Raw genomic sequence first — 22,231 nt, forward strand, 5'->3', positions numbered from 1 at the left:
TCGATCTGATTGATAACAGAAGCCCGGTCTATTGACCGGGCTTTTTATATGCTCGATCTAGCTTATCTATTCGTCCGCGATCAGGGCAGGGCAATACCGTGGCGCTCCAGCAGCTCGATCAGGCCGATCAGTGGTAGACCGATCAAGGCGTTAGGATCGCGCCCCTCCAGCCCCTTGAACAGCACGATCCCCATCCCTTCACATTTGAAGCTGCCCGCACAATCTAGGGGCAATTCTGCCTCTACATAGCGGCGAATGGCGGCTTCATCGAGGTTGCGAAAATGGACGGTGAAAGGTTCCACCAACTGATGAGCCTCCCCGGTTGCAGCGTTAAGTACGCACAGCCCAGTGTAAAAGGTGACGCAGCGCCCCTGGGCCGCCATCAGCTGGGCGATGGCATTGTCTATGGTGCCCGGTTTGCCGAGGATGTGATTATCGCAGACACACACCTGATCAGATCCGATGATCAAGCCGTGATCACGTTGCCCGGCGATGGCATCAGCCTTGGCACGAGCCAGTCTGGCCACCAGCGCCTCGGCGGATTCGCCAGCCAGTGGTTGCTCATCCACATCGGGCGCGGCACATTCAAAGGGGAGTCCGAGCTTCTCCAGCAGGGCTTTGCGATAGCGAGAAGTTGAGGCGATGATCAGATTCTGTGGCATAATCGAGTTACCGATGAAAGCGAGTACCGGCATTCTAGGGACTTGTGACGTTAAAATCATCGGCGGTAAGGACTTTTTCCTTTGACTATCAGTTGTTGGACCTATATTATTCGCGCCCTATGCAAAAGGTGAAGTTGCCCGTTAAGGTTGATCCAGTCCGTAGTGCCTTGAAGCTGCTCGATTACATCGGGATAGTGGAAAAGTCGCAGATGCCCAGGCTGGAGGAATCAACCGCTGGCTTGCAGAGTGATATCGAGGTATCACTGCACTTTGGCAAAGATGTCCAGAAGTTGACCGTTATGAAAGGCACTGCCCATGCCAAGGTTGACCTGGTTTGCCAACGTTGCGGAGAGACATTCGAACACCTCTGTGAAGCTGAATTTATCTACACTCCGCTGTTCGAAAGAACAAACGAGGAAGAACTGCCGGAAGCTTATGAGCCCATTGAGTTGGACGAAAACGGCGAGATAGATCTTCATCAAATCCTGGAGGATGAACTCATCCTCTCGTTGCCTCAAGTCGCTATGCATTCTCTGGATGCATGCCCGAGAGGAAACATGGAGATGACTTGGGGTGAAATCGAACCTGCTGATGAGCGGCCGAATCCCTTTGCAGTTCTTGAAGAGCTTAAACGTAAGTGAATTTAGGAGTTAGCCTACAATGGCCGTACAACAGAACCGTAAAACCCGTGCCAAGCGTGGCATGCGTCGTTCCCACGATGCGCTGACCACCGCTGCCCTGACTGTTGATCAGACCAGTGGCGAAATTCATCGTCGTCACCACGTGACTGCCGATGGTTTCTACCGCGGTAAAAAGGTAATCGCTTAAGGATTGCCTTTGTCTACGCAAACTGTCGCGCTAGACATCATGGGGGGAGATATTGGCCCCTCGGAAACAGTGCCTGCCGCCGTGCAGGCACTGTCTCTTTTACCCCAGTTAAAACTGATCCTGGTCGGCGACCAGCACCAGACCTCCTCTCTGCTGCAGCAACATGGTTTGCTGAATCATCCCCGAGTCCGTTTCGTACATGCATCCCAAGTGGTTGGCATGGGCGATAAACCGATCGTGGCGCTGCGTACTCTGAAAGACTCCTCCATGCGGGTGGTACTCAATCTGGTGAAAGCCGGTGAGGCCGATGCCTGCGTCAGTGCCGGCAATACCGGTGCGTTGATGGCGATGGCCAAGTGCGTGCTCAAATCCCTGCCCGGGGTCGATCGGCCGGCACTTATCAAGGCGCTGCCGACATTGAGCGGCAAACGCACCGTGATGCTGGATCTAGGCGCCAACGTCAGTTGCGATGCGGATACCTTGCTGCAGTTTGCGGTGATGGGCTCCGTCGTGGCCGAAAAGGTAGAAGGCATTGCATCCCCCCGTGTTGCCTTGCTCAACATCGGCGAGGAGGAGATCAAGGGCAACGATCTGGTGCGCCACAGCGCCGAATTGTTGCGTCAGTGCCAAGCGCTCAATTATGTCGGGTTCGTCGAAGGGGATCGCATCTTCAGCGGCGACAGCGATGTGATCGTCTGCGACGGTTTTGTCGGCAATGTCGCCCTCAAGACGGCAGAAGGGGTGGTGCGGATGATGGCCCAGCTGGCCGGATATCCCCGCAAGAAACGCACTTTTCTTGGCCGGATCGCCGGATTTATGTTCAAACGGCGTTTTTCTTACCTGAACCCCGACCAGTATAACGGAGCAAGTCTGTTAGGATTGCGCGGCATTGTGGTAAAAAGTCATGGGCGGGCCGAACGGCGCGCTCTGTGTAATGCGATCCTGCTGGCCGCACAAGAGGCCAAACATCAACTTCCACTGCAAATAGCAGATCGCCTTGAAGCTGTCTTCTCTGACAGGGATCTATAAGAACTCTATGCATAGCAAAATTCTGGGTACTGGCAGCTACCTGCCGAGTTCAGTGCGTACCAACGCCGATCTCGAGCAGATGGTTGAGACCAGTGATGAGTGGATCGTGGAACGTACCGGTATCCGTGAGCGCCGTATTGCCGGGGCTGACGAGACCGTTGCCACCCTCTCTTACCAGGCCGCTCTGCGCGCCCTGGATGCAGCCGGTTTGACCGCTGCCGATCTCGATATGATAGTGCTGGCCACCACCAGTGCTGAAAATGCCTTCCCGGCTGCCGCCTGCGAGCTGCAGGGGCTGCTCGGCGTACCGGGCATTCCTGCCTTTGACGTGGCAGCGGCCTGTGCCGGTTTCACCTACGCACTCTCCATTGCCGATCAGTTCGTCAAATCCGGCGCCGCCCGCCATGTGCTGGTCGTCGGGGCCGATGTGCTCTCCCGCATGTGCGATCCGCAAGATCGCGGCACCATCATCCTGTTTGGTGATGGGGCAGGGGCTGTGATTGTCGGTGCCAGCGAGACGCCGGGCATTCTCTCTACCCATCTCCATGCCGATGGCCGTTATGGTGAGCTGCTCAAGCTGCCTCATCCCCGTCGCGGCATGCCGGGTGCTGAGCTCGAAGCCTACATGTATATGAAGGGCAACGATGTCTTCAAGGTCGCGGTCACCCGTTTGAGCGAGATCGTCACCGAAACGCTGGCCGCAGCTGGCATCGAGCCGAGCGAGCTGGACTGGCTGGTACCGCATCAAGCCAACTTCCGCATCATCAGTGCCACCGCCAAGAAGCTGGGTATGAGCCTCGATAAAGTGGTGCTGACCCTCGACAAGCACGGCAATACCTCTGCTGCTTCCGTTCCGGTCGCCTTCGACGAAGGGGTGCGGGATGGCCGGATCAAACCGGGTCAGCTGGTACTGCTGGAAGCCTTTGGTGGCGGTTTCGCCTGGGGCTCGGCGCTGGTTCGCCTCTGATCTTCGGCGGGATGGTGCGCCTATCATCCCGTCACCGATTTCATTTTTGTCTTATCTAAAAGGAATCAATGATGACCCAATTTGCCATTGCCTTCCCGGGACAAGGTTCCCAGTCCGTAGGCATGCTGGCCGAGCTGGCCGAACAACATGCCGTGATCAAGGAGACCTTCGCCGAGGCGAGTCAGGTGCTGGGTTATGACCTGTTTGCCATGGTGATGGATGGTCCGGTTGAAGATCTGAACAAAACCTGGCGCACCCAGCCTGCACTGCTGACTGCCTCTGTCGCTCTGTGGCGCCTGTGGCAACAGCTGGGTGGGGCAACTCCTGCCATGATGGCGGGTCACAGCCTGGGTGAGTACTCCGCGCTGGTTTGCAGCGGCGCACTCGATTTTGCCGATGCGGTCAAACTGGTCGAGTTGCGTGGTCTGGCCATGCAGGAAGCGGTACCGGAAGGCACCGGCGCCATGGCTGCTATCATCGGTCTGGATAACGAATCCATCGCAGCCAACTGCGAAAAAGCGGCACAAGGGCAGGTCGTCTCTCCGGTCAACTTCAACTCCCCGGGCCAGGTGGTTATCGCCGGTCACAAAGAAGCCGTTGAGCGCGCCAACGTGCTGATGAAAGAGTCGGGCGCCAAGCGTGCGCTGCCGCTGCCGGTCTCCGTGCCGTCTCACTGCGCGCTGATGAAACCTGCCGCAGAAAAACTGGCAGCTGCGCTGGACGGGATCGAGATCAAGGTTCCAACCATCGCGGTCATCAATAATGTCGACGTATCCTGTGAACAGGATCCGGCCGCCATCAAGCAAGCGCTGGTACGTCAACTGTTCAGCCCGGTTCGTTGGACCGAGACTGTCGAGCGGATGGCCAATGATGGGGTTACCCTCGAGATCGAGATGGGACCGGGCAAAGTGTTGACCGGGCTCGCCAAGCGCATCGACAAGCGCGTGGAAGGTATTCACGCCAACGATGCCGCCTCTTTCGAGCAGGCGCTGGCCCAGATCAAGTAAACAGGAGCAAGTGATGAGTTTTACCGATAAGGTTGTGTTGGTGACCGGTGCCAGTCGTGGCATCGGCCGTGCGATTGCCGAAACATTCGTGGCCCGTGGCGCGAAAGTGGTCGGTACGGCGACCAGCGAGAGCGGTGCCGAGGCAATCAGCGCCTATCTGGGCGACAATGGTTGCGGTATGGCACTGAACGTGACCAGCCAGGAATCCATCGAAGCTGTCTTCGCCGCCATCAAGGCGCGCTTTGGCGACATCGACATCCTGATCAACAACGCGGGTATCACCCGTGACAACCTGTTGATGCGGATGAAAGATGACGAGTGGAACGAGATCATCGATACCAATCTGACCTCGCTTTACCGTCTGAGCAAACCGGTGTTGCGTGCCATGATGAAGAAACGTCATGGTCGCATCATCAGCATTGGCTCCGTGGTGGGAATCATGGGCAATGCCGGTCAGGTCAACTATGCTGCCGCCAAGGCCGGTCTGGTTGGTTTTACCAAATCGTTGGCGCGGGAAGTGGCATCCCGTGGTATCACAGTGAACGCGGTTGCTCCCGGTTTCATCGAAACCGACATGACCCGTGCCCTGAATGACGATCAACGTGCTGGCATCATGAGTCAGGTGCCTGCCGCCCGTTTGGGTGATCCAAAAGAAATTGCCGCAGCTGTGGTATTCTTGGCTTCCGATGAAGCAGCCTATATCACCGGCGAAACCCTGCATGTTAATGGCGGGATGTACATGGTGTAATCAATTTGTCGTAAGATCTGTTCAAATTTGCGATAGTACGCCGAAGTTTGGCACATTTCGTGGTTTGACCAGCGGCAAGCTACTTGCAAACTCACGTCAATTGAATAAACTACCCCAACCAGACGCAAATAGCGTATTTTTAAAGGAAAATTCAGGTCATGAGCAACATCGAAGAACGCGTAAAGAAAATCATCATCGAACAACTGGGTGTTAAAGAGGAAGACGTTAAGAACGCTGCCTCATTCGTCGACGACCTGGGCGCTGACTCTTTGGATACCGTTGAACTGGTAATGGCGCTGGAAGAAGAATTCGATACCGAAATTCCTGATGAAGAAGCCGAGAAGATCACCACTGTTCAAGCGGCTATCGACTACATCACCGCTAATCAGGAATAAGTTCCTGTTCTGAAAGAAGCGGCCCAAGGGCCGCTTCTTTTGTATTTGTTTCCTTTCAAATCACCTCTCGGAGACTACCTCAGTGTCAAAACGCAGAGTCGTGGTGACCGGCTTGGGGATGCTTTCCCCGGTAGGCAACACAGCCGAATCCAGCTGGCAAGCACTGCTCAACGGGCAGAGCGGCATTTCCCTTATCGACCATTTCGATGCCAGCGAGTTTGCAACCCGTTTTGCAGGTCTGGTCAAGGATTTCGATCCCGAGCAGTACGGTATCAACCGTAAAGACGCTCGCAAGATGGATCTCTTCATTCAATACGGCATCGCGGCCGGTATGCAGGCGCTGGATGATTCCGGCCTGACCATCAATGAAGAGAATGCCGAACGTGTCGGCGTGGCGATTGGCTCCGGTATCGGCGGTCTGGGTCTGATTGAACAGAACCACGAAAGTTTGGTCAACGGCGGCCCGCGCAAGATCAGTCCCTTCTTCGTTCCGTCCACCATCATCAATATGGTGTCCGGTCATCTTTCCATCATGAAAGGTCTGCAAGGGCCGAACATCGCCGTGACGACCGCCTGTACCACTGGTACCCATGCCATCGGTATGGCTGGCCGGATGATCGCTTACGGTGATGCCGACGTGATGGTCGCCGGCGGTGCCGAGAAAGCCTCCACCGCGATGGGGATGGGTGGTTTTGCTGCCGCCAAGGCACTCTCCAACCGCAACGACGAGCCGCAAAAAGCGAGCCGTCCGTGGGATAAAGATCGCGATGGTTTCGTGCTGGGTGACGGTGCTGGGGTACTGGTGCTGGAAGAGTACGAACACGCCAAGGCCCGTGGCGCCAAGATCTACGCCGAGCTGGTCGGTTTTGGCATGAGTGGTGACGCGTACCACATGACTGCGCCTCCTGCAGATGGCAACGGTGGCGCTCGCGCCATGAAAAATGCCATCAAGGATGCCGGCATTGCCCCCGAGCAGATTGGTTACATCAACGCGCACGGTACCTCCACCCCGCTGGGTGATGTGGCCGAACTGCGCGGCATGAAAGCCGTCTTTGGCGAGCACGCCAAGTCACTGATGGTCAGCTCTACCAAGTCGATGACTGGTCACCTGCTGGGTGCTGCCGGTGCCATCGAGGCGATCATCACTGTGCTGGCCCTGCGTGATCAGATTGCACCGCCCACCATCAACCTGGACAACCCAGATGATGAGTGCGACCTGGATCTGGTGCCCCATGTGGCCAAGTCAGGCAGCTTCGAGTACGCTCTTTCCAACTCGTTTGGTTTCGGCGGCACCAATGGCTCACTGATCTTCAAACGCGTATAATTTGCCGCAGGGCAAAGACAGAGGCCCGATACTGCCGGTATCGGGCCTTTTTTATCGGAGGGATCTCTTTGCTGATCAATGGATTGAAGCTCGATACCATCTCGGCCCGCGACCGTGGTCTGGCCTATGGCGATGGCCATTTCACCACCATGGTGGTAAGAGAAGGAAAGGTATTGCAGTGGCCAGCGCATCTGGCTCGACTGCAACAGACCAATAGCCGGCTGGGAATGGTTGAACCGGACTGGGAATTGTTGGCTCGGGAACTCGAGACCCTGGTTGCCGGTGAACAACAGTGTGTTGCCAAGGTGATGCTGACCCGGGGGGAGGGGGGCCGCGGTTATGATGGCAGTGGGTGCCAGCAGACGACCCGTATTCTTTCGCTGGCACCTTTTCCTGCACAGTATGCCCAGTGGCAACGTGAGGGGATCAACTTGCTGGTGTGCCGCCAGCGAATTGGTGATGCCCCCATGCTGGCCGGGCTCAAGACCCTCAACCGGTTGGAGCAGGTGCTGCTCAAGAGCGAACTTGTCAGCCGTGGTGCAGTCGAAGGAGTAGTGCTCAGCAGTCGTGGCGTACTGGTCGAAGGGGTCAGTGCCAATCTGTTTTGGCGTCGGGGCAAGACGGTGTTTACGCCCGATCTGGCCCGTTGTGGGGTTGACGGCATCACGCGCCGTCAGGTCGTGGCGATGCTGAAACAGATGAGTATTGAGTTGCGTGTGGTAGAGGCTCCGTTGGAGTCACTATGGCAGGCGGAAGAGGTGTGGCTCACCAATACCCTGATGGGTGTGGTGCCGGTCAACGGCATCGAGGATAAACAGTATCCAGCCCCGGTATTGAGCCGCCGTTTACAGGAGCGTTTGGTCATTGAAGTTTAATCGGCTTTACACCCTGCTCGCGGGGGCGGCACTGACGGTTGCCGCTGCCGGGGGCTATGTACATTACAAATGGCAACAGGTAGAGACGCTCACCAACAAGGGGCCGACCCGGCTCTTTACAGTGGAGAAGGGCGCCCATGCGGCGCGCCTGATCGCCGAACTGGGTGAGGGGGAAACCAGCCCCTGGGCGGTACGGCTCTGGCTGCGTAGCCATCCCGAACTGGTGGCCATCAAATCTGGCACCTATGAAATCAAGGAAGGGGCCCCTCTCAAGGAGACCCTTTCTCTGTTCGCATCGGGCAAGGAGTTTCACTTCAGCCTCACCTTCGTCGAAGGTTCCCGTTTCGAGGATTGGCAGAAGCAGCTCTCCAGTGCCCCATACCTTGAGCGATTGACCGTCGAGCAATCCGAAGCCGACTTGGCGCAGGAGCTCGGCATCGAGAATGGCAAGCTGGAGGGGTGGTTCCTGCCGGAAACCTACGCCTATACCACCCATGCCAGCGATCTCTCGATCCTGCGTCGTGCCCATCAGGATATGGAGACTTTCCTGCAGCAGAGCTGGGAGAAGCGTCAGGCCAACCTGCCTTACAAAACGCCCTATGAGGCGCTGATCATGGCCTCCATCATCGAGAAGGAGACCGGCCAGCCGGACGAGCGGGCGCAGATCGCCTCGGTGTTTGTCAATCGTCTGCGTCTGGGCATGAAGTTGCAAACCGATCCCACAGTCATTTACGGGGTGAAGGATCGCTACGATGGCAACATTCGCCGCAGCGATCTGACCGACAAGAATCCCTACAACACCTATGTGATCGATGGTCTGCCGCCCACGCCTATTGCCATGCCGGGTAAGGCCTCCATCGAAGCTGCGCTTAACCCCAAGTCGACCGACTATCTCTACTTTGTCGCCAAGGGGGGCGGTGCCCACTATTTCTCCAAGACCCTCGATGAACACAATCGGGCGGTTCGCGAATACATATTGAAGAAACCCTAATGTCTAAATTTATTGTGATCGAAGGATTGGAAGGGGCAGGGAAGAGCTCGGCCGTGCGTTATGTGACCGACTATCTGCAGCGCCACGGCATCAACCGGATCGAGTGCACCCGCGAGCCGGGTGGTACGCCGCTGGCCGAGCGGATGCGGGCCATCGTCAAAGAGGTGCACGACGAGCGCCTCACCATCGAGGCGGAATTGCTGCTGATGTATGCATCCCGGGTACAACTGGTGGAGACCCGCATCAAGCCGGCACTGGCCGATGGTGTCTGGGTGGTGGGGGATCGCCACGATCTCTCCTCCCAGGCCTATCAGGGTGGCGGCCGTTGTATCGATGCCCAGCTTATCGGTGCCATCAAGCAGGCGGTGCTTGGCAATTTCAAGCCGGATCTCACCCTCTATCTCGATATCGATCCTGCCCTTGGCTTGCAGCGCGCGCGCCATCGTGGCGAGCTGGATCGCATCGAACTGGAGCAACTGAGCTTCTTCGAGCGCACCCGAACTCGTTATCTCGAACTGGCCGCCAAGGATGATTCCATTGTGGTGATCGATGCGGCACAAACGCCGGAACAGGTCAAAGCGGCCATCGAGCGTGCATTGGATCACTATCTGTCAAACGAGCGCCTATGTATCCCTGGCTGACCCCCGACTGGCATGCCCTGAGCCAGACTGTCCAGTCCGGTCGTCTCGGCCACGCCTGGTTGTTGCTCGGCGATCCCGGTCTTGGCAAGGAGCAACTGGCCGAGCGGCTGGCACGTTTGCACCTTTGCCAGCAACCGGATCGCGGAGAGCCGTGCGGCCACTGCCACTCCTGCCAGTTGTTTGACAAGGGCAACCACCCGGATCTCGGCACCATAACGCGCGACAGTAAGACCATCGGGGTCGAGGCCATTCGCGAGATCTGCACCCGGCTGCAGGGCTCTGCCCAGCTCGGCCGTGGCAAGGTGGTGATAATTCCAGATGCGGAGCGGATGACCGAATCGGCGGCAAATGCTCTGCTGAAAACCCTGGAAGAGCCGGCCGGCGACAGCTTGCTGTTGCTGATCGCTTCCCAGGTTTCCCGGTTGCTTCCTACCATTCTTAGTCGCTGTCACAAACATGTCTGTCAGTTGCCTGCGGAAGGGGAAACAGTACGCTGGTTGGCCGAGCAGGGTCATCAGGCCACGTTGGCTCAGGTGCGGATCTGTCAAGGGGCCCCGCTGCGGGTACTCGACTATATCGAGCAGCAACAGGACGGGACTCGCCGCGAATTGCTGGAACAGTTTGTCGCCCTGAGTCAAAGTCCGGTCAAGGCGACGGCACTGTGCAGCCAGCTTGGTCAGGAGACGCAGGTCAGGTTGCACTGGTTGCAGCTCTTCTTGTGTGATGCCCTGAAAACCCAGGCTGGATGCGGTCACCATCAGCTGGCGATGCCGGACCTGGCAATCTTGAGCCAGCGGTTGGCGGAGCAGCACTCCAGCGAAAAACTGCTGGAGGCAGAACAAGATCTGGTAGCCCTGAAAGCGGCATGCCAGCCGGGCCAGCTCTCCAATCCCACCATCCATCTGATGAACTGGCTCAGTCGCTGGTTATAAGTACCGACAAGCAGAAAGGTTTTATATGTTACTCGTTGATTCCCACTGTCATCTCGATCGCCTCAGCTATGGCAGCAAGCAGACCAGCATGTCTGATGTACTTGCCAAGGCCGCGAAACTGGACGTGAGATATTTTCTCTGTGTCAGTGTGACTCAGGCACAGTTCCCGACCATGCTCGAGGCGATCGCTCCCTATCCCCAGGTGTTTGCCTCTTGCGGTGTACACCCGCTCAATCAGGAACCCGGGGTGGATGCAGCCTTGTTGCTGACACAGGCTGCGGACGAAAGAGTGATCGCCATCGGCGAAACTGGGCTTGACTACTTTTATTCCCCTGAAAACAAAGAGGTGCAGCAAGCTTCTTTCCGCGAACATATCCGGGTTGCCCGCGCGTTGAACAAGCCGCTGATCATCCACACTCGCGATGCCCAGCAAGATACCTTGCAGATCATGCGTGAAGAGGGAGCTGATCAGGTGGGCGGTGTGCTGCACTGTTTCACCGAGTCTCTCGAGATGGCGCAAGCCGCGATGGCGATGGGGTTCTATATCTCCATCTCCGGGATCGCCACCTTCAAAAATGCGTCTGCACTGCAAGAAGTGGTCAAGGCTCTGCCCCTCGACAGATTGCTGGTCGAGACCGACTCGCCCTATCTTGCACCTGTTCCGCATCGGGGGAGGGAGAACGAACCTGCCTTTGTGCGAGACGTTGCGCAGTTTATTGCCGATCTGCGTCATATTCCGCTTAATGAATTGGCAGAAGCCACCAGCCGGAATTTCTTTGAACTGTTCAAGCTGGCGAAAAAATAACACAGAAGCCCCGTTGCTCGGGGCTTTTATATTTCAAATACCAAGCTGATTACCCACCTGAAAATCAACCTAGCACAACGTTATCTCTCACCCACCCAGTCAATTCAACTCGTTCATCCATACAAAACTGGGTGAATGATATTCCGATGTTTCGTTTTTTCACCGTGGTCAAAGGGTATTAAAACATCAGACTATAAGTATCGATAATATTCATTATCGATACTTGATGTATGGGAAGGATCCTGTAAGATCCTCTCAAACTTCATATGAATCATAGAGTTCCGTGGCATATCTATCCTTGTCCAATCCGGCTCATCAGTCACTGCAGGCTGTTTTCGATACACAGCTAAATAGTCGGGCACGCCGCTTTTTGCGCAGTGCAAAAGCGGATTCCACCCTCAATGCCTATCAGGCGGATACCCGTATTTTTGTCTTCTGGTGTCAATTGCACGGGCTGGATCCACTGCAAACCACCCATCACGACATCATGAACTTTCTCGCTGATCAGGCTGACGGCGTATTGGCCGACTGGGTATGGCTGGATAAAGAGGAGGGAAAAGGGGAGCTGCGCAATGGTGAACCTCGTAAACCGGCAACCTTGGTGAGACGGCTTGCCGGGATCCGTTATGCCTTCAAGCAGAAAGGCATTCACCCCATGCCCACCGAACATCCCGAAATCAAGGAGATGATGCGCGGTATTGTCAGGTTGGGGGATAACCGCAAGCGCAAAACCGGTGCCCTGACGCTGCAACCTTTGACCCAGGTGCTGGATGGCATCGACACCAATGACCTCGCGGGTTTGCGTGATCACACCCTGCTGCTCTTGATGTTCAGTGGCGCTTTGCGCCGCTCGGAAGCAGCCCGAATTGAGGTGAGCGATCTCGATTTTGTGGGGCAGGGGATCCGCCTTCGCCTCAAACCGAGCAAGCATCAGCTGCATGAAACCGAGATAGCCTTGATCCCGGGCAAGCACTATTGTCCTGTGTCGGCACTGCAAAACTGGCTGAGCAAAAGCCGGATCAGCGAGGGGCCGCTGTTTCGGCGCATGAACCGCTGGGGCCAATTGATGGCCGAACCACTCGGCCCCCAGGGCATCAATCTGATGATCAAGCGGCGAACTGGCCAAACCATCGACGATCTCTACGTCAGTGGCCATAGCCTGCGCCGTGGATTTATCACCTCTGCAGTGACTGCCGGCAAACCGATGAACAAGATCATCGAGGTGACGCGCCACAAGGATATGCGAACCCTGCAGGAGTACTTCGATGACGCCCACAAATTCTCCGATCATGCCCTTGATGGCTTGCTTTGACACAACTGCGTCACTTCGTTTTTTATGTTAAATGATATCTTGTTGATCTGATGATATATTTGCTGTGCAGCCAGCAGCCCAAAGGGGAAGGGCATCTTCCTATGGATAATGGCATGTGATGAGAGATAACAAATCTGGAAATTAAACATCGCAAGGACATATGAGCCAAGAAATGACAGGGCGTGAAGTGCAAGAGGCGGGGCCCCAAAACAATGCCGAGCGGCAGCGCCAACATGTAAAACGCAAGCAGGAGACCCATACCCGACTGCAATGCTGGATCAGCAATCGCCACGCCGAGCGATTGGCCGCTCTGGGTCTTCATTTAGAAGACAGTCAGGCATCACTCATCGAGCAGGCGATCGATATGCTCTACCAACATGAGCTGGGTAGAGAACCTCCGTTTGAAAACAGAGTCTCCACACAGCTCGAAGAGACTGTTGAATAGAGCCAAGAGTGAAGTAAGAGATAAAAAAAGCCAGGTACGAATTCCTTGTACCTGGCATAGGGGAATTGGCTCTTTGCAGAGCCGTGCGCTAACTGGTGTTCGGATTGCCTTAAGCTTAGACAAGGCTCAAGGCTTTTCAAGATCCGAAGAAAAGTTCAATCAGAGTGTGGGTATTTCAGACTCGTTCAAGTGCTTATGCACCGAGCGGCCCACTACGCATTGAACAGATTGTTGTCACGCACCAGCTCGCGGGGGAGGGCATTCTTGACCCGACTCCCCACCCATTTCCCCATGCCCAGGGTATGCCCCTGATAGCGGACGATCACCTCGCCAGCGCCCGCATCCTGTTCTGGCCAGACGTCCCGTCCCATCATGAATTCCCGCGCATTGGCGCTATCCAGCTCGACAACACCCTTGCTCGCTTTATCGCCATAGGCCAGTGCCCACTCATGAGTGAGGCGATAGCCTTTCTTGAAGGTTTCTGCCAACTTGATGCCGATGCGATCGAAGCGCAGCTTGCCCTGCACCTGATCAAACTGCTGGGGAAAGAGCCAGATTTCGTCATTGCGGCCAAACAGCTGACCCTGCGGTGCCACTCCGAAGTTTGCTTCAATCTCGCGCAGCATGGGCTCTGACTCTTTTGCTGCCAGTGGCAGGAAGGGGAATTTACCCAGCTTGCCCGGCTTGAACATGGTGTTGGGCACCGAGTGAAACTTGCGCAATCTGGCGACGAAAAAGCCTTCACTATCGAAGATCTGGGGCCAAACGTGCAGGTATCCTTCAGGTGTGCAGGCTTGCTCTGCATGGGGGAACAGGTCAGCCAGCGAGTCAAAACTCAAGGCATCGCCAAACTTGTCCAGCAGGGATTGGCAGACCTCCTGATTCTCCTGCAAACTGAGCGTGCAGGTGGAGTAGACCAGCACGCCACCCGGTTTCAGGGCATGGAAGGCGCTCTCCAGCAACCCTTGCTGCACCGCAGCAATCTCGTCGATGCTCTCGATACTCCAGTTGCGCAATGCATCTTCATCTTTTCGCACCGTCCCTTCACCGGAGCAGGGCGCGTCTAGCAGGATGGCGTCGAAGGTCTCCGGCAACCACTGGCCAAACACCTTGGCATCAAAATGGGTCATACCCACATTGGTCACGCCGCAGCGCTGGATATTGGCGCTGAGCACTTTCAACCGGCTGCTGGAAAACTCGTTGGCAACCAACATCCCCTGATTGTTCATCAAGGCGGCGATCTGGGTGGTCTTGGAGCCGGGGGCCGCCGCCGCATCCAGCAACATACCATCCGCTTTGATCTTGTCGCTGGCAAAGAGCGCCGTCACCGGCAGCATGGAGCTCGCTTCCTGAATGTAGAAGAGCCCGCTCAAGTGCTCGGCGGTGTTGCCAAGGGGGACGGTTTCATCGCTGCGTGTCAGCCAGAAGCCGGTATCACACCAGGGCACAGGGTCGAGCTGCCAACCCAGCGGCTCCATCAGGGCGACGAAATCCGAGACGGCGATCTTCAAGGTGTTGACCCGAATGCTGCGGCGCAGCGGACGTCGACAACTGGCCACAAAGTCATCCATCGAAAGATGAGCCGGCATGATGGCCGCAATGTGGCGTAAAAAGTAATCGGGAAGGAAGGTGTTGTCGTGCACTGTGCCGTCTCGTTGACCGAAAAAGAGGGGCGATATCCTACCACAAGGCTAAGAATATTCTGAATCTGAACCCTATCAACAGGCACCGGAATATAAAAAAGCCCGGCATTGTGCCGGGCTTGGATGAGATACGAAAAGGGTTGGGATCAGGGCTGGATACGAGGGCTCCACTCCAGCCACTCTTTCTCGGCCTTGCCGTAGAGCGGATAGCTGTGTCCTGCCTTGACGGTTGGACCCATCTCTTTCTCCGGCGTATTGAAAGCAATGCCGCCAGCCAGCAGGCTCTGCACCGTCTCCACTTCGATGGTGCCGCCAGTCAGGCCGATATCCGCCTTGACCCCGGAGACATTCCAGAAACGGGAGTTGGCCCGCACCAAATGTGCATACTCCTGTTCCACGTTAACGTCGATCACCACCTCGCTACCATCCCGAGCCAGCGCCACCTTGGTAACGCTGCCCACCACCATCTTGCGAAACAGTAGCGGACTGCCGACGCTCAGGCCATTGACGGAGGGGCTCTTGAGGGTCAGGGCCAGACCCACCGGGCCGACCTGACTCAAGGGGAAGCGATCTTTGCCTGCGCCTTTACCCGGTTGTGCCTCTACAAACGCCCCCTTGATCAGGGTATCGAGGTGCGCAACTCCGCCTAATCCCAGCCTGGCCTGTACCAGAGTAAAGCGGGCACCGGACTGCAGGAAACGCTCGGCGTAGTGGCCATCAAGTTCGGCCTTGAAGATCACCTGACCCAGAGACGGCTCCAGCTCGATCTCTTCAATTTTGCCGATATCGACCCCGCGATAGCGGATCGGGCTGCCAATCCCGAGCCCCGGATTGCTCTCTGCCACCAGTGACAGCTGGCGCACCTTGGCCTTGGCTTGCTCCCTGGAATCGAACAGTTGATGGCTACTGCGGCCATTGGCCAACCGATCGAACTCGATGGCACCGCGCAGCAGGGTAGCGAGGTTACCCACCTTGACTTGCACCCCATCGACCCGCACCTTGGTGTCGATGGCCGGTTTTTTCCAGAATTGGGGTTGTTGGGCGAGGAGGGGAGCATAGACTCCATCAATCTCGAGTTCGATCTCGACCCCCTCTTTGGCGGCGCGCAGCTGTTTGACCATGCCCGCTTCCAGCCCCAGATAGAGCACAGGCGAGCCAATGCCAATGCCATCGGCCTGATCTGCCTTGAGCAACCAGCGCTGGGGCTTGGCATCACGGGTACCGAGCAGTGCCAGCTCCTGACTGGGGTAGAGACGGTTAATCCGCTCGCCACTGCTGGCTTGTACCAGCTTGATCCCGCCTCCCAACCAGGCACTGGCCGGACTGGTTTCTACCTTGATACCGCTCAGATCGGCATCGATCTGCAACGGGGCGGCGCGATAGAAGCGGGCACGGTTGAGCAGGTGACCATAGTTCGGCGCCATCACCAGCTCGACGCTGGCATTGCCGCGCGCATCCAGGGTGAGCTGGCTGATACGGCCCACCTGCAACCCCTTGTACCAGACAGGTGCATCCTGATTGAGCCCCGCCAGATCGTCAGCCTGCAGCGTCACCTTGGTGCCGCTCTGGGGCGCGCGATCGGTCAGGGTCATCTTCTGTACCGGTTTGCCCGCTACATAGTCGAGGCGAATGGCCGGGCCGGAGAGCAGGCGATCTGCATGCTGCACGCCGGTCGCGGAGAGGGAGACACTCTCCCACACCAGTTGACTCTTGTCGGTAATGCGATAAGCCTGCTCCGGGTTGATCAGCGCCGTTACCACCCGGCCTTTGTCGGTGAGGCGAATGGGGTCGATACGACCAATCTCGATCCCTTCATAGAGGATGGGCATCCCCTCCTTGACCGGAAGATCGCCAGCCGCAATGTCGATACGCGCACCGCGCGCCGCTTCAGCCAGCCCTTTATAGAGGACGAAAGTCTGTCCCTTCTCCGGCTCCGGTGAATCTTTGGGCGAGTCAAAGGCAATGCCGCCGCTCAGAATGGAAGTGAGGCTGCCAGCTTCCACGCTGACGCCAGCCAGACTGAAGGAGCCCTTGATACCACTGATATTCCAGAAGCGGGTATCAGCTTTGACCAGATGCTCGAAACGCGGCTCGATCACCAGATCCAGAATGACGTTCTGATTGTCCTGACCCAGACGGGTATTGATGACGCTGCCCACCTCGATGCCGCGGAAATAGAGCTTGGCGCCAATCCCCACAGAACCCAGCGAATCGGCAGTCAGGTGCAGCATGCGCCCCTGAGCCTGATAGCCGGGAGGAGGGCCCTCCAGTGCATCGAAGGTCTCCTCCAGCGGATTGCTTTCACGCCCCGGTTGCAGGTTGATGTAGTTGCCGGAGACTAGGGTATCGAGGCCGGAGATCTCGGTGAGCGACGCCTTGGGGCTCACCAGCCAGAAGTCGGATCCCTTGCGGATCAGCGGTCTGGCACGGCTGTCAATCTTGGCCATCACCGCAATCTTGCGGCCATCTTCAGCCAGCTCCAGCTCTTGCACCACGCCGATGGCCACCCCCTGATAACGAACCTGGGTTTTACCCGGCAAGATGCCGTTGCCCTGGGCGAAGTTGATCTGGATAAGCTGGCCACGGCTCAATACCTGCTGATAGAGAAAGCCACCTGCCAGCAGCAGGGCTATCAGGGGTAACAGCCAGACCGGCGATAACCAGCGACGCTTTTCGATGACGGGTTCAGCCCCGATCATAGTGACTCCTTATTGGCTGGATTAAACAGCACATCAGACAAAAACAGAGAAATCATCAACGGGCCGCCTTGTCCCACAGTAAACGGGTATCGAGCATGCGGGCCGACATCATGGTCAGCACTACCACACCGGCAAAGGCGGTGGCCCCCGGGCCTGCGCGGACACTCAGCAGCACCCCCCGATCGACCAGCGCCACCATCAGAGAAATCACGAACAGGTCCAGCATTGACCAGCGACCGATAAAATCGATCACCCGATACATCACCAGCTGGCGCTTGCGCCGCACCGGTTTGGCCCGCTGCAACTGCCAGCAGATCCAGGCCAGCCCCAATATTTTTCCCACCGGCACCAGTATGCTGGCGGTGAGGACTATGGTGGCAATCCCGCTCATTTTGCTGCGATAGAGCATCATGATACCGCTGAAGATGGTATCTGACTGCAGCAACCCCTTGTTGTAGAAATGGGTAATGGGCAACAGATTGGCAGGCAGCAACATGAAGGTGGCGAGCGCCAGCAAGCCCCACGACCAGGCGAGGGAACGGGGGATGCGCACCTGCAATTTGCTGCTGCAACGGGGGCAGACTGCCCCGGCTTGATAGCGCACCAGCAAACCACAGGTATGGCAGCGGCAGAGCCCCATCTCACGGGCGCTGGTCATGTTCCGGCTCCTTTAACGGGATCCGCGCCCAGTAGGGGGCGGGGTCAAACAGGATCAGCAGGGTCATGTTGAGCAGCATCAGAATACCGAGGCTGAGCAAGCCGCCACCGAGGCGCACATCGGCGATGTCGATCAGTTTGAACAGGGCAACCAGCAGGCTGACGATATAGACCTCCAGCATGGCCCAGTGGCGAAACACCTCGACCAGCTTCAAGGTGACGGGAAGAATGTGCCAACGTTTGGCCAGACCCGAAGCCAGCACAAAGATCCCCGCCAATAATCCCACCGGCGCCAACACGGCGCACCAGAGCACCAGGCTGGCCACCCACCATTCGCCCTCGCCAAACAGCACCAGAATACCGCGCAGCAGGTCGGCATCGGTGTTGACCCCAGCCAGCCGCAGATAGATCAACGGCTCAAAAAATGCAGAGGGCAGTAGCAGAAATCCGGTGATGGTCAGGGCCATCAACTGGGAGGGACGAAAGGCATAACGGCCATAGAGATGCTGGTGACAACGCGGGCAGTGGGCATGACGACGCAGCGGCAGTGCTTTGCGCTGGATCAGCAAGTCGCACGCCGGACAGACAATTACGGAACCGGGCTCCATCATACAATTCAACCTGTTGAAGGAATTGGTGAAATTTACCCTAAAACCGGTTTCCTGTCTTGCCTGCGGCCGGAATGTTACGAAAGCATAATTGACGTTAACGTAAACGTGATATTAGATAGCCAGACTAGACAGGTGAAAGGAGTCATGATGTCCAGTTTGTCCCCCTCGGCAGGCCTGCGCTTTCGCACCGCCCTTGCCAACGAAAAGCCACTACAGATCGTCGGCACCATCAATGCCTATATGGCGCTGATGGCCGAGCGCAGCGGTTTTCAAGCCCTCTATCTCTCCGGCGCCGGAGTAGCCAATGCCTCCTACGGCTTGCCGGATCTCGGTATGACCTCCCTCAACGACGTGCTGATCGATGCCGAGCGGATCACCGCAGCGACCCGTGTGCCGCTGTTGGTCGATATCGATACCGGCTGGGGCGGGGCATTCAATATCGCCCGCACCATCCGCGCGTTCGAGCGGGCCGGAGTTGCCGCCGTCCATATGGAAGATCAGGTGGCCCAAAAGCGTTGCGGCCACCGTCCCAACAAGGCGGTGGTGTCGCTTGAGGAGATGTGCGATCGCATCAAGGCAGCGGTGGATGCCCGCGAGAATAGCGAGTTCGTCATCATGGCCCGCACCGATGCATTGGCGGTGGAGGGGATGGAGTCGGCTCTTGAACGCACTGCCGCCTATGTGGCCGCCGGGGCCGACATGATCTTCGCCGAGGCGGTGACCGAGCTGGCCCAGTACGACCAGTTCAAGCAAGCGGCCAACGTGTCGATCCTCGCCAACATGACCGAGTTCGGCAAAACCGAGCTGTTTGACAAAGAGCAACTGGCTGCGCACGGAGTCGACATGGTGCTCTACCCCTTGAGTGCCAACCGAGCCGCCAATCAGGCCGCTCTCAACGTCTATCAACATATTCGCCAGGATGGCCATCAAAGGGCTGTCGTGGAGACCATGCAGACCCGGGAGTCGCTCTACGACTTCCTCGGATATCACCACTACGAGCAGACACTGGATCGTCTGTTTACAGCCAAGGAATAGGAGGCAGCTTATGGGACAGCAAAAACCGTTGGGTGGGGCAGGTCTGCGCGGGCAGAGTGCGGGGGAGACCAGTATCTGCACAGTAGGCAAGAGTGGTACCGGTCTTACCTATCGCGGCTATGACATCAAGGAGCTGGCCGACAGCGCCCAGTTCGAGGAGGTCGCCTATTTGCTGCTCAAGGGGGAGTTGCCCGATGAGCAGCAGCTTGACGCCTACAAGCGCGAACTGTGTCGCCTGCGCACTTTGCCCCAGCCGCTGTTGGAAGTGCTGGAGCGCATTCCCGCCGATGCTCACCCCATGGATGTGCTGCGCACCGGCTGCTCCATGCTCGGCGATCTGGAGCCGGAAGATGGTTTCGAGCATGAGCATGAAGTGGCGGATCGGCTGCTGGCCGCCTTTCCGGGCATTCTGATCTACTGGTACAAGTTCAGTCACGAGGGAGTTCGCATCGCCCTCGATACCGATGAAGAGTGTATCGGTGGCCATTTCCTCGCGCTGCTGCACCAGAAAGCGCCGAGCGAGCTGGAGCGGCGGGTGATGCATGTCTCCCTCATCCTCTACGCCGAGCATGAGTTCAACGCCTCTACCTTTGCGGCGCGGGTTTGCGCCTCAACCCTTTCCGACATGTTCTCCTGTATCACTGCCGCCATCGGCACCTTGCGCGGCCCGCTCCACGGTGGCGCCAACGAGGCAGCCATGGCGATGATCGAACACTGGCAGGATGAAACGCAGGCAAGGCGCGAACTGCTGGCCAAGCTGGCGGCCAAGGAGAAGATCATGGGCTTTGGCCACGCCATCTATCGCACCTCGGATCCGCGCAACGTCATCATCAAGGAGTGGTCGGCCAAGCTCGCCGAGGCGGTGGGGGATGATCGCCTCTATCGCGTCTCCTGCGAGGCGGAGAAGGTGATGTGGGAGGAGAAAGAGCTCTTTCCCAACGCCGACTTCTTCCACGCCAGCGCCTATCACTACATGGGGATCCCGACCAAGCTGTTCACCCCCATCTTCGTCTGCTCGCGGGTCACCGGCTGGTGCGCCCACGTGATGGAGCAGCGCGAGCACAACCGGATCATCCGCCCGAGCGCCGATTATGTCGGCCCGGCCCCCCGTCACTTTGTCTCTCTACAACAACGATAAGGAAGTCACGATGTCCGCCAACGTCGACGTCAACCACAGACCAGACCCTGATCAGGTGCTGGTCGATATTGCTGATTATGTCTGCAACCACCCCGTAACCTGCGAGGCGGCTCTCGACACCGCCCGCTACTGCCTGATGGACACCCTTGGCTGTGGCTTGCTGGCCCTGCGCTTCCCCGAGTGCACCAAACACCTTGGCCCCATCGTCCCCGGGACTCTGGTACCCCACGGTGCCCGGGTGCCCGGTACCCAGCTCTGCCTCGATCCGGTCAAGGCAGCCTGGGACATCGGTGCCATCATCCGCTGGCTCGATTACAACGACACCTGGCTGGCCGCCGAGTGGGGTCACCCCTCCGATAATCTGGGGGGCATTCTCGCCACTGCCGATTGGCTCTCCCGTACTCGCGTGGCAGAGGGCAAGGCACCGCTCACCATGGCTGATGTGCTGGTGGCCATGGTCAAAGCCCACGAAATTCAGGGGGTGCTGGCGCTGGAGAACTCCTTCAACCGGGTTGGTCTCGATCACGTGGTGCTGGTCAAGGTCGCCAGCACCGCCGTGGTGACTCATATGCTGGGTGGCACCCGCGATCAGGTGATCGATGCGGTCTCCCAGGCCTGGGTCGATGGCCAGAGCCTGCGTACCTACCGCCATGCCCCCAATGCGGGGTCGCGCAAGAGCTGGGCAGCGGGGGATGCCACCTCTCGCGCAGTGCGCCTCGCCCTTATCACCATGAGCGGCGAGATGGGCTATCCCGGCGTGCTGAGCGCCCCCAAGTGGGGTTTCTACGACGTGCTGTTCAAAGGCAACCAGTTCGCCCTGCATCAGGGGTACGGTAGCTATGTGATGGAGAACGTGCTGTTCAAGATCTCCTATCCCGCCGAGTTCCACGCCCAGACTGCTGTGGAGTGCGCCATGAAGCTGCACGCTCAGGTGAAGGGGCGGCTCGACGAGATCGACCGTATCGAACTCACCACCCATGAGTCGGCCATTCGCATCATCAGCAAGGTCGGCGCCCTCAATAACCCGGCCGATCGGGATCACTGCCTGCAGTACATGGTGGCGGTGCCGCTCATCTTCGGTCGCCTGATCGCCGAGGATTACGAGGACGATGTTGCCGCCGATCCCCGCATCGACGCGCTACGCGGCAAGATGGTGGTGCAGGAGGACAAGCGCTACAGCCGCGAATATCTGGAGGCAGACAAGCGATCCATTGCCAACGCCATCCAGATCTTCTTCAAGGACGGCACTCACACCGCCAAGGTGGAGGTGGAGTACCCGGTCGGCCATCGTCGCCGTCGGGAGGAGGGGATCCCGCTGCTGGTGGAGAAATTCCAGCACAATCTGGCCACCCGCTTCCCGGCCAAACGGGTCAACGACATTCTGGCCCTCTGTCAGGATGGGCCGCGCCTTGCCGCCACCCCGGTACACGCCTTTATGGATCTGCTGGTGATCTGACCGATATCTATCGGCGAACAGTGATAAACGA

General features: G+C 57.7%; 23 protein-coding genes. 18 read left to right on the forward strand and 5 right to left on the reverse strand.

The genetic code is table 11. The features are described from left to right. Positions 1-80 precede the first annotated feature (80 nt). Positions 81-662 carry a Maf family protein gene (locus tag G5315_RS00535; protein WP_421332084.1) on the reverse strand — a complete coding sequence of 194 codons (582 nt, stop codon included), beginning with the start codon at positions 660-662 and terminating at the stop codon, positions 81-83. A 119-nt stretch (positions 663-781) separates the two neighbouring features. Between G5315_RS00535 and yceD the strand changes: the two genes are divergently transcribed. From yceD to G5315_RS00610, 15 genes are all read left to right on the forward strand, one after another. Continuing rightward, the gene (gene yceD, locus G5315_RS00540) at positions 782-1,303 is read left to right on the forward strand and encodes a 23S rRNA accumulation protein YceD (protein ID WP_005345553.1); all 522 of its coding nucleotides are present in this window, start codon (positions 782-784) and stop codon (positions 1,301-1,303) included. Between the two features lie 19 nt (positions 1,304-1,322). After that, positions 1,323-1,490, forward strand: a complete 168-nt coding sequence (gene rpmF, locus G5315_RS00545; RefSeq protein ID WP_005300935.1) for a 50S ribosomal protein L32 — start codon at positions 1,323-1,325, stop codon at positions 1,488-1,490. 9 nt (positions 1,491-1,499) lie between these two features. Next, entirely contained in the window at positions 1,500-2,519 is a 1,020-nt protein-coding gene (gene plsX, locus G5315_RS00550; protein ID WP_100653778.1) for a phosphate acyltransferase PlsX, read from the forward strand. Positions 2,520-2,526: 7 nt separating this feature from the next. After that, positions 2,527-3,486: a beta-ketoacyl-ACP synthase III gene (locus G5315_RS00555; RefSeq protein ID WP_040065495.1), complete on the forward strand. Its 960-nt coding sequence runs from the start codon at positions 2,527-2,529 to the stop codon at positions 3,484-3,486. Between the two features lie 71 nt (positions 3,487-3,557). Beyond that, positions 3,558-4,493: an ACP S-malonyltransferase gene (fabD, locus tag G5315_RS00560; RefSeq protein ID WP_421231043.1), complete on the forward strand. Its 936-nt coding sequence runs from the start codon at positions 3,558-3,560 to the stop codon at positions 4,491-4,493. A 13-nt stretch (positions 4,494-4,506) separates the two neighbouring features. After that, positions 4,507-5,241, forward strand: coding sequence for a 3-oxoacyl-ACP reductase FabG (gene fabG, locus G5315_RS00565; protein WP_421332086.1), 735 nt, complete (start codon positions 4,507-4,509; stop codon positions 5,239-5,241). Positions 5,242-5,399: 158 nt separating this feature from the next. Continuing rightward, positions 5,400-5,636, forward strand: a complete 237-nt coding sequence (acpP, locus tag G5315_RS00570) for an acyl carrier protein (RefSeq protein ID WP_005300909.1) — start codon at positions 5,400-5,402, stop codon at positions 5,634-5,636. A gap of 82 nt (positions 5,637-5,718) precedes the next feature. Next, on the forward strand, positions 5,719-6,960 hold the full coding sequence (fabF, locus tag G5315_RS00575) for a beta-ketoacyl-ACP synthase II (protein ID WP_421332088.1): 1,242 nt from the start codon (positions 5,719-5,721) through the stop codon (positions 6,958-6,960). Between the two features lie 68 nt (positions 6,961-7,028). Then, on the forward strand, positions 7,029-7,835 hold the full coding sequence (gene pabC / locus G5315_RS00580) for an aminodeoxychorismate lyase (RefSeq protein WP_421332090.1): 807 nt from the start codon (positions 7,029-7,031) through the stop codon (positions 7,833-7,835). After that, on the forward strand, positions 7,825-8,826 hold the full coding sequence (gene mltG / locus G5315_RS00585) for an endolytic transglycosylase MltG (RefSeq protein ID WP_005333156.1): 1,002 nt from the start codon (positions 7,825-7,827) through the stop codon (positions 8,824-8,826). Before pabC ends, mltG begins: the two co-directional genes overlap by 11 nt. After that, positions 8,826-9,467, forward strand: coding sequence for a dTMP kinase (gene tmk / locus G5315_RS00590; protein ID WP_421332091.1), 642 nt, complete (start codon positions 8,826-8,828; stop codon positions 9,465-9,467). The genes mltG and tmk overlap by 1 nt, the downstream gene beginning before the upstream one ends. Next, complete coding sequence (gene holB / locus G5315_RS00595) at positions 9,452-10,399, forward strand: DNA polymerase III subunit delta' (protein WP_236767506.1); 948 nt, start codon at positions 9,452-9,454, stop codon at positions 10,397-10,399. The genes tmk and holB overlap by 16 nt, the downstream gene beginning before the upstream one ends. A 25-nt stretch (positions 10,400-10,424) precedes the next feature. Further along, positions 10,425-11,204, forward strand: a complete 780-nt coding sequence (locus G5315_RS00600) for a TatD family hydrolase (protein ID WP_421332092.1) — start codon at positions 10,425-10,427, stop codon at positions 11,202-11,204. Positions 11,205-11,574: 370 nt separating this feature from the next. Next, entirely contained in the window at positions 11,575-12,516 is a 942-nt protein-coding gene (locus G5315_RS00605; protein WP_421332375.1) for a tyrosine-type recombinase/integrase, read from the forward strand. A 172-nt stretch (positions 12,517-12,688) separates the two neighbouring features. Then, positions 12,689-12,961, forward strand: a complete 273-nt coding sequence (locus G5315_RS00610; protein WP_421257766.1) for a RepB family protein — start codon at positions 12,689-12,691, stop codon at positions 12,959-12,961. A gap of 212 nt (positions 12,962-13,173) precedes the next feature. Here the strand turns inward: G5315_RS00610 and rsmF are convergent, their stop codons facing one another. The 4 genes from rsmF to G5315_RS00630 all read right to left on the reverse strand — a co-directional run bounded on the left by rsmF (position 13,174) and on the right by G5315_RS00630 (position 18,571). Then, entirely contained in the window at positions 13,174-14,604 is a 1,431-nt protein-coding gene (gene rsmF, locus G5315_RS00615; RefSeq protein ID WP_421332093.1) for a 16S rRNA (cytosine(1407)-C(5))-methyltransferase RsmF, read from the reverse strand. Between the two features lie 146 nt (positions 14,605-14,750). After that, positions 14,751-17,303 carry an MlaD family protein gene (locus G5315_RS00620; RefSeq protein WP_421332095.1) on the reverse strand — a complete coding sequence of 851 codons (2,553 nt, stop codon included), beginning with the start codon at positions 17,301-17,303 and terminating at the stop codon, positions 14,751-14,753. Between the two features lie 55 nt (positions 17,304-17,358). Further along, positions 17,359-17,961 carry a paraquat-inducible protein A gene (locus tag G5315_RS00625; RefSeq protein WP_304520951.1) on the reverse strand — a complete coding sequence of 201 codons (603 nt, stop codon included), beginning with the start codon at positions 17,959-17,961 and terminating at the stop codon, positions 17,359-17,361. Next, positions 17,945-18,571 carry a paraquat-inducible protein A gene (locus G5315_RS00630; RefSeq protein ID WP_005345516.1) on the reverse strand — a complete coding sequence of 209 codons (627 nt, stop codon included), beginning with the start codon at positions 18,569-18,571 and terminating at the stop codon, positions 17,945-17,947. The genes G5315_RS00625 and G5315_RS00630 overlap by 17 nt, the downstream gene beginning before the upstream one ends. 147 nt (positions 18,572-18,718) lie before the next feature. Between G5315_RS00630 and prpB the strand changes: the two genes are divergently transcribed. From prpB to G5315_RS00645, 3 genes are read left to right on the forward strand one after another with little or no spacing between them, the layout of a single operon-like run. Then, positions 18,719-19,606 (forward strand): methylisocitrate lyase, encoded by an 888-nt coding sequence (gene prpB / locus G5315_RS00635; RefSeq protein ID WP_421251790.1) that lies wholly within the window; start codon positions 18,719-18,721, stop codon positions 19,604-19,606. A 10-nt stretch (positions 19,607-19,616) separates the two neighbouring features. Beyond that, positions 19,617-20,744 carry a bifunctional 2-methylcitrate synthase/citrate synthase gene (prpC, locus tag G5315_RS00640; RefSeq protein ID WP_019446405.1) on the forward strand — a complete coding sequence of 376 codons (1,128 nt, stop codon included), beginning with the start codon at positions 19,617-19,619 and terminating at the stop codon, positions 20,742-20,744. Between the two features lie 10 nt (positions 20,745-20,754). Continuing rightward, positions 20,755-22,200, forward strand: a complete 1,446-nt coding sequence (locus G5315_RS00645) for a bifunctional 2-methylcitrate dehydratase/aconitate hydratase (RefSeq protein ID WP_019446404.1) — start codon at positions 20,755-20,757, stop codon at positions 22,198-22,200. Positions 22,201-22,231 lie beyond the last annotated feature (31 nt).

Origin of the sequence: Aeromonas sp. 603607 (assembly GCF_049171595.1) — a bacterium.
Classification (GTDB): Bacteria; Pseudomonadota; Gammaproteobacteria; order Enterobacterales; family Aeromonadaceae; genus Aeromonas; species Aeromonas veronii.

Coding starts and splice junctions, on each gene's coding strand:
- fabG (WP_421332086.1), top strand. CDS start 4,507: ATGAGTTTTACCGATAAGGTTGTGTTGGTGACCGGTGCCAGTCGTGGC.
- G5315_RS00630 (WP_005345516.1), bottom strand. CDS start 18,571: ATGATGGAGCCCGGTTCCGTAATTGTCTGTCCGGCGTGCGACTTGCTG.
- tmk (WP_421332091.1), top strand. CDS start 8,826: ATGTCTAAATTTATTGTGATCGAAGGATTGGAAGGGGCAGGGAAGAGC.
- G5315_RS00555 (WP_040065495.1), top strand. CDS start 2,527: ATGCATAGCAAAATTCTGGGTACTGGCAGCTACCTGCCGAGTTCAGTG.
- acpP (WP_005300909.1), top strand. CDS start 5,400: ATGAGCAACATCGAAGAACGCGTAAAGAAAATCATCATCGAACAACTG.
- yceD (WP_005345553.1), top strand. CDS start 782: ATGCAAAAGGTGAAGTTGCCCGTTAAGGTTGATCCAGTCCGTAGTGCC.
- fabD (WP_421231043.1), top strand. CDS start 3,558: ATGACCCAATTTGCCATTGCCTTCCCGGGACAAGGTTCCCAGTCCGTA.
- G5315_RS00625 (WP_304520951.1), bottom strand. CDS start 17,961: ATGACCAGCGCCCGTGAGATGGGGCTCTGCCGCTGCCATACCTGTGGT.
- G5315_RS00535 (WP_421332084.1), bottom strand. CDS start 662: ATGCCACAGAATCTGATCATCGCCTCAACTTCTCGCTATCGCAAAGCC.
- prpC (WP_019446405.1), top strand. CDS start 19,617: ATGGGACAGCAAAAACCGTTGGGTGGGGCAGGTCTGCGCGGGCAGAGT.
- G5315_RS00610 (WP_421257766.1), top strand. CDS start 12,689: ATGACAGGGCGTGAAGTGCAAGAGGCGGGGCCCCAAAACAATGCCGAG.
- G5315_RS00600 (WP_421332092.1), top strand. CDS start 10,425: ATGTTACTCGTTGATTCCCACTGTCATCTCGATCGCCTCAGCTATGGC.
- G5315_RS00620 (WP_421332095.1), bottom strand. CDS start 17,303: ATGATCGGGGCTGAACCCGTCATCGAAAAGCGTCGCTGGTTATCGCCG.
- rpmF (WP_005300935.1), top strand. CDS start 1,323: ATGGCCGTACAACAGAACCGTAAAACCCGTGCCAAGCGTGGCATGCGT.
- holB (WP_236767506.1), top strand. CDS start 9,452: ATGTATCCCTGGCTGACCCCCGACTGGCATGCCCTGAGCCAGACTGTC.
- prpB (WP_421251790.1), top strand. CDS start 18,719: ATGTCCAGTTTGTCCCCCTCGGCAGGCCTGCGCTTTCGCACCGCCCTT.
- G5315_RS00645 (WP_019446404.1), top strand. CDS start 20,755: ATGTCCGCCAACGTCGACGTCAACCACAGACCAGACCCTGATCAGGTG.